General features: G+C 72.6%; 11 protein-coding genes and 1 pseudogene. 1 reads left to right on the forward strand and 11 read right to left on the reverse strand.

Annotation, left to right across the window (positions count from 1 at the left end; genetic code table 11):
* Nucleotides 1-58 precede the first annotated feature (58 nt).
* Entirely contained in the window at nucleotides 59-1,384 is a 1,326-nt protein-coding gene (locus ABZW03_RS26325; protein WP_355263076.1) for a hypothetical protein, read from the reverse strand.
* Between the two features lie 320 nt (nucleotides 1,385-1,704).
* Here ABZW03_RS26325 and ABZW03_RS26330 point away from each other — a divergent pair, with 320 nt between their 5' ends.
* Nucleotides 1,705-2,625 carry a hypothetical protein gene (locus tag ABZW03_RS26330; protein WP_355263079.1) on the forward strand — a complete coding sequence of 307 codons (921 nt, stop codon included), beginning with the start codon at nucleotides 1,705-1,707 and terminating at the stop codon, nucleotides 2,623-2,625.
* A 75-nt stretch (nucleotides 2,626-2,700) separates the two neighbouring features.
* On the opposite strand, the gene mutM is transcribed toward ABZW03_RS26330, so the two are convergent.
* The 10 genes and pseudogenes from mutM to ABZW03_RS26380 all read right to left on the reverse strand — a co-directional run.
* Entirely contained in the window at nucleotides 2,701-3,588 is an 888-nt protein-coding gene (gene mutM / locus ABZW03_RS26335; RefSeq protein ID WP_355263082.1) for a bifunctional DNA-formamidopyrimidine glycosylase/DNA-(apurinic or apyrimidinic site) lyase, read from the reverse strand.
* Between the two features lie 79 nt (nucleotides 3,589-3,667).
* The gene (gene rnc, locus ABZW03_RS26340; RefSeq protein ID WP_355263085.1) at nucleotides 3,668-4,459 is read right to left on the reverse strand and encodes a ribonuclease III; all 792 of its coding nucleotides are present in this window, start codon (nucleotides 4,457-4,459) and stop codon (nucleotides 3,668-3,670) included.
* 20 nt (nucleotides 4,460-4,479) lie between these two features.
* Nucleotides 4,480-4,653, reverse strand: a complete 174-nt coding sequence (gene rpmF, locus ABZW03_RS26345; RefSeq protein ID WP_030056747.1) for a 50S ribosomal protein L32 — start codon at nucleotides 4,651-4,653, stop codon at nucleotides 4,480-4,482.
* A gap of 2 nt (nucleotides 4,654-4,655) precedes the next feature.
* Nucleotides 4,656-5,300 carry a DUF177 domain-containing protein gene (locus ABZW03_RS26350; RefSeq protein ID WP_355263088.1) on the reverse strand — a complete coding sequence of 215 codons (645 nt, stop codon included), beginning with the start codon at nucleotides 5,298-5,300 and terminating at the stop codon, nucleotides 4,656-4,658.
* A 162-nt stretch (nucleotides 5,301-5,462) separates the two neighbouring features.
* The gene (locus tag ABZW03_RS26355) at nucleotides 5,463-6,686 is read right to left on the reverse strand and encodes an ATP synthase F0 subunit B (protein ID WP_355263091.1); all 1,224 of its coding nucleotides are present in this window, start codon (nucleotides 6,684-6,686) and stop codon (nucleotides 5,463-5,465) included.
* Nucleotides 6,687-6,873: 187 nt separating this feature from the next.
* Nucleotides 6,874-7,365, reverse strand: a complete 492-nt coding sequence (gene coaD / locus ABZW03_RS26360; RefSeq protein ID WP_355263094.1) for a pantetheine-phosphate adenylyltransferase — start codon at nucleotides 7,363-7,365, stop codon at nucleotides 6,874-6,876.
* Between the two features lie 49 nt (nucleotides 7,366-7,414).
* Nucleotides 7,415-7,996, reverse strand: coding sequence for a 16S rRNA (guanine(966)-N(2))-methyltransferase RsmD (gene rsmD, locus ABZW03_RS26365; protein ID WP_355263097.1), 582 nt, complete (start codon nucleotides 7,994-7,996; stop codon nucleotides 7,415-7,417).
* A 102-nt stretch (nucleotides 7,997-8,098) separates the two neighbouring features.
* On the reverse strand, nucleotides 8,099-8,632 hold the full coding sequence (locus ABZW03_RS26370; RefSeq protein ID WP_355263100.1) for a hypothetical protein: 534 nt from the start codon (nucleotides 8,630-8,632) through the stop codon (nucleotides 8,099-8,101).
* 103 nt (nucleotides 8,633-8,735) lie between these two features.
* Complete coding sequence (locus ABZW03_RS26375) at nucleotides 8,736-11,984, reverse strand: helicase-related protein (protein ID WP_355263103.1); 3,249 nt, start codon at nucleotides 11,982-11,984, stop codon at nucleotides 8,736-8,738.
* Between the two features lie 39 nt (nucleotides 11,985-12,023).
* Nucleotides 12,024-12,898 (reverse strand): annotated as a pseudogene (locus tag ABZW03_RS26380) (dihydroxyacetone kinase); the annotation flags it as partial.

Raw genomic sequence — 12,898 nt, forward strand, 5'->3', positions numbered from 1 at the left:
CTCATCCGCCCCGCCGGTGCTCCGGCGGGGCCGCTGACGTGGGAGTCGACTCGGCGGGTTACCAGTCCCCGCCGCCGAAGTCGCCACCGCCACCGAAGTCGCTGTCGCTGAAGTCGGCCGGGTTGAAGTCGGCGCCGGTGAAGTCGCCGCCCTCGTACTGGTCCTGGTAGCCGGCGTCCGCCAGCGGCCCGGCCGCGTAGGCCGGGGTGCTCATCATCGAGCCGAGCATGGTGCCGACCAGCAGGCCGGGCAGCAGGCCGCCACCGCCGAAGCCGCTGTAGTAGCCGCCCGCGTACGGGGCGTACGCCGGGCCGGCGTTCCAGTACGGCTGCGGGCCGTGGTCGGTCTCGACGGTGCGGACGGCTGGGTCGAGGCCGGCCGCCACCCGGTCCGCGTCGGCCTGGCAGACCGGCACCGGACGGGCCGAGCCGCCGGCCGGGGCCCAGTCGACGTCCTTGACGGACGGGCCGTGGCGCGGGTCCATGAAGCACGGCGGACGGCGCTCGGGCAGCGGGCGCTCGTCCCGCCGGGCGCTCAGGGTGGCCAGCGCGAACCGGCCGTCCTCGATCGCCTCGGTGACCTGCTTGACGTCCTCGGGCCGCTTCGCCTCGTCCATCAGCCGCTTGGACTTCTCGTACGAGTCCAGGGCGTGGGTGTAGTCGGTGCGCTGGGCGTCGTCGGCGTCCGCCGCGCCCGGGTTGAAGTCGAGCCGGTCCAGCTCCTCGCCGAAGGCGGTGATGTCCTCGTCCACCACCCGGCGCAGCTGCCGCAGCTCGGCCCGGGCCTGCTCCTCCTTGCGCTTCTTGGCGCGGCGGAACAGCAGGAAGACGCCGGCGCCCGCCAGCGCGACCAGCACCACCGGGATGACCACCCAGGCGATCGAGGTGCTGTGGTTGACCCCGGTGCCCTTGGTCTTCGGGACGGCCTGGTCGACGAAGGAGTTCAGGGTGGCGTCGATGTCGCCGCCGTTCGACCGGAAGGCCGCACCGGCGATGCGCTGCGGCTGGCCCGCGCCGATCGCGCCGCCGTCGCCGCCGGCGTCGAACTCGCTGCCGTGCCAGACCGCGTAGACGCCGTCGATGCCCACCAGGGTGCGGAGGTCCCGGAGGGTGGCCTTGGTGTAGGCCGGGGCGTCGAGGACCGCGACGAAGATCGGCTTGTCGGCCTTTTCGATCTTCTTGGTCAGGGCGTCGGCCTGGGCCTGGCTGAAGCGGTTCGTCATGGCCGGGTCGACGTAGACCTGGCCCTTCTTCAGGGCGGCCGCGGCGTCGTTCAGCCCGCCGGCCGCCGAGGCCGCGGGGGCCAGCAGGAGCAGCAGCCCGAGCAGCGCCGCCACCAGGGCAAGCGGCCCGGCGCCCCGGGAACGTCGTGCAAGGGTTCTCATGTCCCCGACGCTACCGTGACCGGGCCCCGAGCACGCCATACGCTTCGCATACCGGTGCGGGCAACGGCCCCCGCCGACCGCCGGGGCCGCCCCCTCCTCGGGGATGATTGTTTCCCTGAGCCACCCCTGAGCCGGGGCCCGCACGGGAACCGTCCGAGGCCCCCGGACGTACGTTCCGGCAGGCCCGGCCCGGTTCCGGGGCACTCCGGGAGGCGTGCCGACCGTACCGTGCGAACGGGCATAGTGGTCCCGGACCACCGGTCCCATTGCTCATTCTTTACTCAGCCCGTCCTGACCCCACCACCCGATCGGAGCGCTCGGTGATCATCGGCCTCGTCACCGCCGTGGCGGCATCAGCCTGCTACGGCACCGGCTCGGTCCTCCAGGCCGTCGGATCCCGCCGCTCCGCCCGGGAGGAGGCGGCCAAGGGCGCCACCAGCTCGACCACCGAGCACGGCGGCCCGAGCCTGTCCTCGACCGCGAAGGCCGCCGTCACCTGGGAGTTCATCCTCGGCACGGTGCTCGACCTGATCGGTTTCGGGCTCGGCGCGCTGGCCGCCCGGCTGCTGCCGCTGTTCCTCTCCCAGACGATCATCAGCGCCAACCTGGTGATCACCGCGGTGCTCAGCATCAAGCTGCTGGGCATCCGGCTCAAGCAGCTGGAGTGGGCCTCGATCGCCGTGCTCTGCTCGGCGCTGGTGCTGCTGGCCGTGTCGGCCGGCCCGGAGGGCGGCCACCACGCGGCGATGTCCTTCCACTGGTGGCTGCTGATCGTCACCACCGTGCTGCTGGTCGGCGGCAGCCTGCTGGTGCGGCGGATGGGCGCCAACGGCGCGATCGTCGCCGGTCTGCTCTCCGGCCTCGGCTTCGGCGCCCTGGGCGTCGGGGTGCGCATCCTCAACGGCATCGATTCGTTCGACCTCGGCGCGCTGCTCACCGACCCGGCGCTCTACGCGGTCCTGGTCGGCGGCATCGGCGGCATGTACATCCACACCGTGGCGCTCCAGATCGGCTCGGTGAACGGCGCGACCGCCGCCCTGGTGGTCGGCGAGACGGTGCTGCCCGGCGCGGCCGGCGTGCTCTGGCTCGGCGACTCCACCAAGGCCGGCCTGGGCTGGCTCGGCGTGGTGGGCTTCCTGCTCGCGGTGGTCGCCGCGGTCGGGGTCGCCTACTTCGGCCAGGACACCCACGGCGTCCCCGAGGAGGCGGCCGCGGAGGAGCCCGAACCCGCCCGCGGCTAGCGCCCGGGCCTCAGCCCCGAGGGCCTGCCCCTCGGGTCCCTGCCGAACCCCCGGCGGAGACCCGAGGGGCAGGCCCTAGCCGCGGGTGCGCGGCACGCGCTGGCAGCGGGGGCAGAAGTAGCTGGAGCGGTTCATCCAGGCCGCCCGCCGGATCGGGGTGCCGCAGCGGCGGCAGGGCTCCTGCTCGCGGCCGTAGGCGTCGAGGTCCCGGGAGAAGTAGCCGCTCTCGCCGTTCACGTTGACGTAGAGGCTGTCGAAGCTGGTGCCGCCGACGGCGAGCGCCGCGGTCATCACGTCCCGGGCGTGGGCCAGCAGCAGCAGGGCCTGCGGGCGGGTGAGCGTGGCGGTCGGGCGGTCGTAGTGCAGCTTCGAGCGCCACAGCGCCTCGTCGGCGTAGATGTTGCCGACGCCGCTGATCAGCGTCTGGTCGAGCAGGGCGCGCTTGACGGTGGTCCGCTTGGCGCGCAGCGCGGCCGCGAAGGCGGCGTCGTCGAAGCGCGGGTCGAGCGGGTCGCGGGCGATGTGCGCGATCGAGACCGGGGTGCCCTCCGGGTCCCCGTCCTCGGCCTCCTCGACGGCCAGGCCACCGAAGGTCCGCTGGTCGACGAAGCGCAGTTCGCGCCCGCCGTCGGCGAAGCGCAGCCGCACCCGCAGGTGCGTCTCGTCGGGGACGGACGGGTCCTGGACGAGCAGTTGGCCGCTCATCCCGAGGTGGCCGATCAGCGAGAACCCTCCCCCGGCCTCCGGCCTCCCGGCACCGGTCAGCGGCACCCAGAGGTACTTGCCGCGCCGCTGGGCGGTGCCGAGGGTGGTGCCGGTCAGCCGGGCGGTGAAGTCCGCCGCGCCGGCCGGCTGGCGGCGCACCGCGCGCGGGTGCAGCACCTGGACGTCGGCGACGGTCCGCCCGGCCACCCAGCTGGCCAGACCACGGCGGACGACCTCGACCTCGGGAAGTTCGGGCACGGGAACACGCCTCCTGCTCGGTACGGATCAGCAGGAACGAAGGCTACTGCGCGACCGGCCCGGCGTGCCGGGCCGCTGCTCAGGCCCCGGCCGGCAGCCGGTCGGCGTACTTCTCCTTGATCGCGCGCCAGGCGCTCTCGGCGGCCTTCTGCTCGGCTTCCTTCTTCGAGCGGCCGACGCCGCTGCCGAAGTCCTCGCCGGCCACCCGGGCCGCTGCGGTGAAGGTCTTCTCGTGGTCCGGGCCGGACTCCATGACCACGTACTCCGGCACTCCGATGCCCACCGAGGCGGTGAGCTCCTGGAGGCTGGTCTTCCAGTCCAGGCCGGCGCCCAGCTGAGAGGACTCCTCGATCAGCGGGTCGAACAGCCGGTGGACGAACTCGGTGGCCGCGTCCAGCCCCTGGTCCAGGTAGACGGCGCCGATCACGGCCTCGACGGTGTCGGCGAGGATCGACGACTTGTCGCGGCCGCCGGTGCCCTCCTCGCCCTTGCCGAGGCGGATGAACGCGCCGAGCTCCAGGCCGCGGCCGACGTCCGCGAGCGCGCGGGAGTTGACCACCGCGGCGCGCAGCTTGGCGAGCGTGCCCTCCGGGACGTCCGGGTGGACGCGGTAGAGGGTGTCGGTCACCACCAGGCCCAGCACCGAGTCGCCGAGGAACTCCAGGCGCTCGTTGGTGGGCAGCCCGCCGTTCTCGTACGCGTACGAGCGGTGGGTCAGGGCACGTACCAGAAGGGCGCGCTCGAGCGTGTACCCGAGGCGCCCTTCCAGGACGTCGTATTCGGTCGAAGCCGGCCCGCCGGCCTTGCCCCCGCCCGAAGAGGAACCCTTCGGGGCGGCGGACGCCTTGCGGGTGGAGTTACCGTCCGACATCGATCCGTACACCCCGCCGATCAGACCGAGAGGACCTGGCGACGGTTGTACGTGCCGCAGCTCGGGCACGCGATGTGGCCGAGCTTCGGCTCGTGGCAGCGGTCGCACGCCACGAGGGCCGGAACGACGGCCTTCCAGTTGGAACGGCGGTGGCGCGTGTTGCTGCGCGACATCTTCCGCTTCGGAACAGCCACGGCTACTTCTCCTGGTTCTCGGCGAGACCCTCACGGGTGTCGCTGTTCTTAGATCCGTCACCCTCGTCGCCGGGGGCGGCGGAGAGTCCCTGCAGAGCCGCCCACCGGGGGTCGACGGCATCGTGGTGGTGCGCCGGGTCGTCGCTCAGGCGCGCTCCGCACTCGGAGCACAGGCCCAGGCAGTCTTCCTGGCACACCGGCTGCAGCGGCAGTGCGAGCACCACCGCGTCACGCAGCACCGGCTGGAGGTCGAAGAAGTCGCCCTCCAGACGGTAAGTCTCTTCTTCCGAGTCCTCGTCGAGGTCCTCGGCCCCGGCGGTCCGGGCGCGGTGGCGCTCGTCGGACTCCGGGTAGTAGTACAGCTCCTGGAAGTCCACGTCGACGTCGAACTCGACGGGCTCCAGGCACCGGACGCACTCGCCCACGACGTGGGTCTCGGCGGTGCCGGTGACCAGCACGCCCTCGACCACGGACTCCAGGCGGATGTCCAGCTCGATCGGGCTCTTCTCCGGCACGCCGATCACGTCGATGATCCCGAAGCCCTCGGGGGCCTCCACGGTGCGGGCCACCTTGCGCATCGAGCCGGGGCGACGACCGAGCTCGTGCGTGTCGAACACGAGGGGGTCGCGGTGGTCGAGGCGGTTCACGGTGTCCTGACTTCCATGGGGAATCTTCGATGGCGTCTCCGTCCGGACCGGCGTTGCGCGGGCAAGCCGACAACCGGACATGGAGAGGCCGGAGTGGTCAGACTACCGGAGTCTCCCGTCAGGCCCAACTTCGGTCCCGTCAGGAGACTCCCGCACCGCTGCTCAGCGTCCGCCGAGCTCCCGCAGCCTGGTCATGTCGATCATGCTGGTGTCGAAGAAGCTGGTCTCGTCCAGACCCTGCCCCTGGGCCTGGCCCTGGCCCTGCCCCTGGGCCTGCTGCTGGTGCGGCACGGCCGGCGGGGCGGCGGGCGGCTGGGGGTAGGTGTAGCCGTCGTACGACTGCGCGGCGTAGCCCGGCTGCTGCTGGGGATAGCCTCCCCCAGCCTCCGGCCGGGGGTGCCCCCATGCGCCCTGCTGCTGGTCCGGGTACCCCGGCTGCTGGTAGCCGCCCTGCTGCTGGCCCCACTGGGTGTTGTACGGGTCGCCCTGGCCGGCCGGGTCGTAGCCGCCGCCGTACACCTCGGCGTACTGCCCGCCCGGCTGCTGGGCGGCCGCGTACTGGTCGGTGCCGGGGGCCTGCCAGCCGGCCGCGGCCGGGGTCTGCTCCGGCCAGGTCTGCTGCTGCGGGACGTCCTCGCGGTACCAGGCGATGTCCTCGCCCTCGGCGTCGTGGGCGAAGCCCGCCGCCACCGCCTCGGCCCGCTCCTTGGCCTGCTGGGCCTGGTCGGCGGCGGCCAGGTAGGCGCCCAGCTCGTCGATCGGCCGCTTGCCGAGCAGCTTGTCCCGGCCCTTGCCGACCGCCTCCAGGGTGGCGCCGAGCACGTTCTCCAGGGTGGCGAGCTTCACATCGACGTACTCGTCGACCTCGGGGCTCGGGCTGATCCGCTGCGGGCGGAACTCCTCGCCGTCGCTCTCGCCGTCGGCCTCCGCCTCGAAGACGCCGGAGTCGCCGCGCAGCTTGGTGCGGCCGCGGCCGACCGCGCCGAGCGTCTTGGTCAGCACGACCTCGAAGTTGGCGAGCTTGCTGTCCACGTAGTCGTCGGCCTCGGCCCGCTTGGCCTCGACCTCGGCCCGCGCCTCGGCGAGGATCCGGTCGGCCTGGGCCTGGGCCTGGCGGACCACCTCGGTGTCCGAGATCAGCGAGCCGCGCTCGGCGTGCGCGCCCTGGATGATCCGCTCGGCCTCGGCCTGGGCACCCGCCACCACCTGCTCGTGGTCGGCCATCACCGACTGGGCCTGGGCGAGTTCGGCGGGCAGCGCCGACCTGAGGTCGTTCAGCAGGCCGATCAGCTCGGCCCGGTTCACCACGCAGGAGGCCGACATCGGCATCGAGCGGGCGTTCTCGACCGCCGCCACGATCTCGTCGACCTTGTTCTGCACGTCCACGGGGCTTCGTCTTTCCGTGTGCCGCCGACGGTCCGGCGGAGGCAGGCCCGACGCGGTGGACCTCACCGCGGGGCAGGAATACAGACTGTACGGCCAGTGCCCCGCGGGGTCACAACGCCTGAGCCGAACCGGTCCCCCGGCAAACGGACATGACGTGACGAACCGGCAGAAAAGGACGGACTGCGGACTACTGCTGGGCCTTGCGCTCCGCGATCCGCTCGACCAGCCGGTGGTGCACCGTCTCCGGCAGCAGGTGCGAGACGTCGCCACCGTACGAGGCGACCTCCTTGACCAGCGTCGAGGAGAGGAAGCTGTACGTCGGCGAGGTCGGCACGAACAGCGTCTCCACCCCGGTCAGGCCGTGGTTCATCTGGGCCATCTGGAGCTCGTAGTCGAAGTCGCTGACCGCGCGCAGGCCCTTGATGATCGCGGGGATGTCGCGCTCCCGGCAGAAGTCCACCAGCAGGCCGAGGTGCGACTCGACCACCACGTTGCCGAACTCGGCGGTGACCTCCTCGATCAGGCCGATCCGCTCCTCGATGGTGAACATGCCCTGCTTGTTCCGGTTGATCAGGACCGCGACATGCACCACGTCGTACAGCTTCGAGGCCCGCTCGATGATGTCGAGGTGACCGTTGGTGATCGGGTCGAACGAACCGGGACAGACGGCTCGGCGCATGGCGTTTGTGCTCCCTCGTGGGGTGACGGCTGCTGCGGGCCGCGGCCCGCTACTCCTGCTCTCCGGCCGCGGCGGCGCGACCGTACCAGAGCGTGCCCTCGCCGTAGCGGCGGGAGCGCAGCTCCTCGAAACCCTCGGGCCAGTCGAACCCACCGCCGCGGGTGCTGCGCTCCACGGTGACGAGTGCGTCCTCCGCGAGCCAGCCCCCGGCCAGGAGTGTGATCAGCATCTCCCGGACCTCCTCGTCCGTCACCACGTACGGCGGGTCGAGGAAGACCAGGTCGTACGGGCTCTGCGGGGGCGGGCCGGCGATCACCTTCTCCGCCTTGGCGGCCCGCACCTCGGCCCCCGGCAGGCCGATCGTCCGGACGTTCTCCCGGATCACCCGGGCCGCCTGGCCGTCCGCCTCGACCAGCAGGACGTGCTCGGCGCCGCGCGACAGCGCCTCCAGCCCGACGGCCCCCGATCCGCCGAACAGGTCCAGCATCCGGGCCCCGTGCACGGTGCCGCGCAGCGCCTCCAGGGTGGAGAACATCGCCTCACGGGCCTTGTCGGAGGTCGGGCGGGTGCCCCGGCCGGGCGGTACGGCCAGCCGGCGGCCGCCGGCCGCCCCGGCGATCACGCGGGTCATGGTGGTGGGAGGTCCTTTCGTCGCTGCCCGACCACGCTATCCCGAGCCGGCGGGTGACGGCGGTGGCCCCTGCCGGTTCGCCCGGCAGGGGCCGCGGTCACCTCAGCTGGCTTCGGAGGCCGAGGACGGGGCCGGGACGCCCGCGCCGAGCAGGGCCGGCGAGGCGTAGCGGGACCAGGACAGGCAGCCGTCGGGCGGGCAGAACTCGGGGCGGCGCGGGTCGTGCCCGAGCTCGCGCAGCTTGGTCCGGACGGAGTCGGGCGTGCGGCCGAAGCGGGCGGCGATCCGGGCGATGGTCTCGCTGTCGTGGAAGCGCCGGACCAGCTCCTCCTCGTGCTGCGGCACCCAGGGGGCGCCGTGGCCGGGGTACAGCTCGCGCAGCACGTCGCGGTCGGGGATGGGCTCGGAGACGTCGGCGACGATCGCCAGCGCCCGCAGCGCGCGGTTGAGCGCGATCCGCAGCGAGGCGACGTCCTCGACCGGCAGGCGGAGCTTGCCCGAGGCGAGCGGCGCGGCGGCCGCCCCCTCGCGCCAGCCGGTCAGGGTGAGGGTGACCTCGCGGTCGTCGTCGCTGGCGAGTTCGATCCGGAAGACCTTGTCGCCCAGCGGGAGCTCGTTGAGATGACGGAATGCCATGGCTTGACCCCCAAGTGTCGTGCCAGGTACGCACCTTGGAGGTGCGCCCTGAACACCTTCATTCTCTCCCGGGGGTCTGACAATCCGACCTGTCCGGGACTGCTCAGCCCTTCTCCATGTAGGCCGCGCGGTCCTCGTCGAGCAGGCTCTCCAGGGCGGTGCGCAGGTCCGGGTGGGCGGCGAGGTCCGGGTCCCCGGCGACCAGCCGGGTGGCCTCGGTGCGGGCGGTGAGGATGACCTCCTCGTCCTCCAGCACCGAGAGCACCTTGAGCGAGGACTTAACCCCGGACTGGGCCTGGCCCAGCACGTCGCCCTCGCGGCGCTGTTCGAGGTCGATCCGGGACAGCTCGAAGCCGTCCAGGGTGCCCGCCACCGCGTCCAGCCGGGCCCGCGCGGCGCTGCCCCCGGGCATGTCGCTGACCAGCAGGCACAGGCCCGCCGCGCTGCCGCGGCCGACCCGGCCGCGCAGCTGGTGGAGCTGGGAGACGCCGAAGCGGTCGGCGTCCATGATGACCATCGCGGTGGAGTTGGGCACGTTGACGCCGACCTCGATCACGGTGGTGGCGACCAGCACGTCCACCTCGCCGGCCGAGAACCGGCGCATCACCTCGTCCTTGGCCTCCGGCGCGAGCCGGCCGTGCAGGATCTCCACCCGCAGGCCGCTCAGCGGGCCCTTCACCAGCTTCTCGGCCGTCTCCACCACCGAGAGCGGGGGCCGCCGTTCGTCGCTCCCGGCGCCCGCGTCGGCGACCTCCTCGAAGTCCTCCCCGGCGGCCTTCCGGCGCTTCTTCCCCGGGCCCGCGGCGGGCTCCTCGTCCCCGATCCGCGGGCAGACCACGTACGCCTGGTGGCCCTTGGCGACCTCCTCGCGGACCCGCTCCCAGGCCCTGGTGAGGAAGTTGGGCTTCTCCAGCGCCGGGACGACGTGGGTGGAGATCGGCGAGCGGCCGGCCGGCAGCTGGTCCAGGACGGAGGTCTCCAGGTCCCCGAAGACCGTCATCGCGACGGTGCGCGGGATCGGGGTGGCCGTCATCACCAGCAGGTGCGGCGGCTGCTCGCCCTTGGCGCGCAGCGCGTCCCGCTGCTCGACGCCGAAGCGGTGCTGCTCGTCCACCACGACCAGGCCGAGGTCCTGGAACTGCACCTTGTCCTCGATCAGCGCGTGGGTGCCGATGGCGATCCCGGCGTCCCCGCAGGCCATGTCGAGCAGCGCCTGGCGGCGGGCGGCGACGCCCATCGAGCCGGTCAGCAGCACCACCCGGGTGCCGAGGTCGGAGCCGCCGATCATGCCGCCCTCGGCGAGGTCCCCCATCATCTCGACGATCGAGCGGTGGTGCTGCTGGGCGAGCACCTCGGTGGGCGCCAGCAGCACCGCCTGGCCGCCCGCGTCCACCACGGCGAGCATGGCGCGCAGCGCGACGAGCGTGTTGTGCGTCACGGTGAAGTTGTCGGTGACGTAGGCGGAATCGGGGTGCCCGACCCGGATGCACTGCACCGGCTTGCGGCCGACGTATTCGACCTGCCGAATGCCGCGCCGGAAGGTGTTGTACGTGGGCCGGTCCGCGACCCGTTCGGCCTTCCGAGAGAGGCGAAACGGCGGGAACTCGTCAGGCAGCCCGACCGACACCACGAACGCGGCCTTCTTCGGAAGCACCCGCGCTCGCCCGCCGAGGGACCGCACCAGCCAGGCCAGGTCATCCGCCAGGCGGCGTGAGCCACTGCAGAACGAGACGTCGTAGCCGTTGCGCCCAACGGTGCCGTCTGTGTCCATCAGCCCCTGCAGTAGCGAAAGTCGCTGCTTGATCGAGGCATTCTTGTAGACCTCGGGCACGAACTTTCCATGGGAGGTCAGGTCCCAGAGGCCAAGCTCCCGAAGTGCCTGGATCACCGGGTTCCGCCGTGTCCCGCCACGTGGGCCAGGCAGCCTGATCAGGTAGTCGAAGGGCCTGCTGAGCTTCCGGGTGACCACGCAGTCCGGCGGAACGGCCGCCTTGACCGCATCCAGGATCTCGGCATCGGCCGTCGAGAATCCCAGCTGGTGGCGGAACGTCCCGTCCCCCAGAAGCACGCCCATCAGGTAGGGATCGAGCGGCTGCTCGCCCGTCTCCCCGAGATCGACAGGCGCCGCCTGCGGCAGGTACCACTTGGACGTTCCGTTGCGTTTCCAGGTGTCGTTACGGATCTCCCGCGTCGTCAGGATCTTGGGCTCGTCACCGCGATGCCAGGCGCAGCTGGTTGCGACGATCCAGAGATGCTCGTCATCGCATTCGACGGAGCTGCCGTCCGACAGGACGAGCCGCCAGACATCGCGCTCACCCTGAGGAAATACTCCCTCAACGGGTGCGAGATCACCCGACGGCGTCACCACCAGATCCCCGACGCGAATGTCACCCATGGCCTTGAAGCCGCCCGGTGTCAGCACCAGCGCATCGAGCGGCTGAGCTTTCCCGGAGCCGACCTCGCCCTGGAGGAGGCGGTGCATCGGGTGCTCGGTGGCGAGGTCGGCGGCGATCTCGGCGGAGACCTTCCGCTGGCCCTCGGTGAGGGTGAACGGCAGCCGGGCGTCGAAGGCGTCCAGCAGGCCGCCCTCGCGGGCCTCGCGCGGCTTGGCGGGCAGGGCGGAGTCGGCGGCCCGGCGCCGGGCGAGGGCGACCTGGAGCACGAAGGCCTCGTCCCAGCGCAGCCGGCTCTGGGCGCGCTCGCGGTCGGCGTGGCCGCGCGGGCGGTGGATCAGCTCCAGCGCCTCGGGCAGCGGGATCAGGTCGTGCCGCTCGCGCAGCTCGGCGGGCAGCGGCTCGCCGACGCCCGCCCAGCCGGTCTTCTCCAGCGACTCCAGCGCCATCTCGACGCAGAGCGAGATCTTCCAGCTGGGCATCTGCGCGCTGGCGCCGTACACCGGGATGAGCCGACCGGCGAACTGCTTGGCCGCGTCGGAGCCGGCGTCCTCGTCGAGCAGCTGGTAGTCCGGCGAGACCAGCTGGCGGGTCCGGTTGAAGACCCCGACCTTGCCCGCGAACAGGCCCTGGGCGCCGGCCTTGAGCTCCTTCTGCCGCCAGCCCTGGTTGAAGAAGACCAGTGAGAGCCGGCTGCGGCCGTCGGTCACGACGACCTCCAGCCGGTCGCCCTTGCGGCCGCGGAACGGGATCAGGGTGACCTTCTCGATCCGGGCCAGCACGGTGACGTGCTCGTCGACCTCCAGCTCGTCCAGGCTGGTGAGCTGGCCGCGCTCGACATAGCGGCGCGGGTAGTGGTGCAGCAGGTCCCCGACCGTGCGCAGCTTGAGGCTGTCGGCGAGCACCTTCGCGGTGCGGTCGCCGACGAGCTTGGTCAGTGGTTCATCGAGAGCGCCCATCAGCGCCCTGTTTACACCACCGGGCCGACAAAAGGGCCCCTACTCCACCCCGATGAGCAGCGGCGCCGGTTCCTGCCCGCCGTGGAAGACCACCGCGTCCACCTCGGGCCGCCGGTGCCGGACGTGGGCGACCAGCCGTTCGGCCAGCCCCGCGTCGGCGCCCTCGCCGAGGATCAGGGTGACGAGTTCGCCGCCCGCCCCGAGCATCCGGTCCAGCACGCTCTCGCCGACCTCGGCCAGCCCGGCGCCGATCACCGCGACGTCTCCGTCGATCAGCCCCAGTACGTCCCCGGCCTGGCAGACCCCGGCCATCGTCCAGGACTCCCCCTCGGCGACGGCCAGTTCGGCGTACCGGGTGGCCCCGGCGGCGGAGGTCATGGCGACCACGTCCTCGTCGAAGCGGCGGCCGCCCTCGTGCACCGCGAGCGCCGCCAGCCCCTGCACCGGCGAGCGGGTGGGCAGGACGGCGATCCGCACGCCCTCCTCGCGCAGCTGGTCGGCGGCGGCCCCGGCGGCGGCCCGCAGCTCGGGGTCGTTGAGCAGCAGGACGACCTCGCGGGCGGCCGAGCGGCGCACCGCGGCGGCGAGTTCGGCGCTGGCCGGCGGGCGGTCCGGGTCGGCGTGCAGGACGACGGCGCCGGCCTGCTCGCAGAGCTCGGCCAGGCCCCCGCCGGAGACCACCGAGAGCACCGCGCGGGCCCGGTCCTCGCGCTCGCCGCGCTCGGCGGCGGTGCTGCCCGCCCGGGCGGCGGCCTCGGCGAAGTGGGTGATCCGGATCTGGTGCGGCCGGCCGGCCCCGACCCCAGCCTCCACCGCGGCGCCGGCGTCGTCCAGCCGCTTTGCGACCAGGTCCCAGACCACGTCCGCGAGCGCCTCCTTCGGACCCACCGGAACGGCCGTCTCACTGCCGTCCG

Source organism: Kitasatospora sp. NPDC004799 (assembly GCF_040609095.1).
GTDB lineage: Bacteria > Actinomycetota > Actinomycetes > Streptomycetales > Streptomycetaceae > Kitasatospora.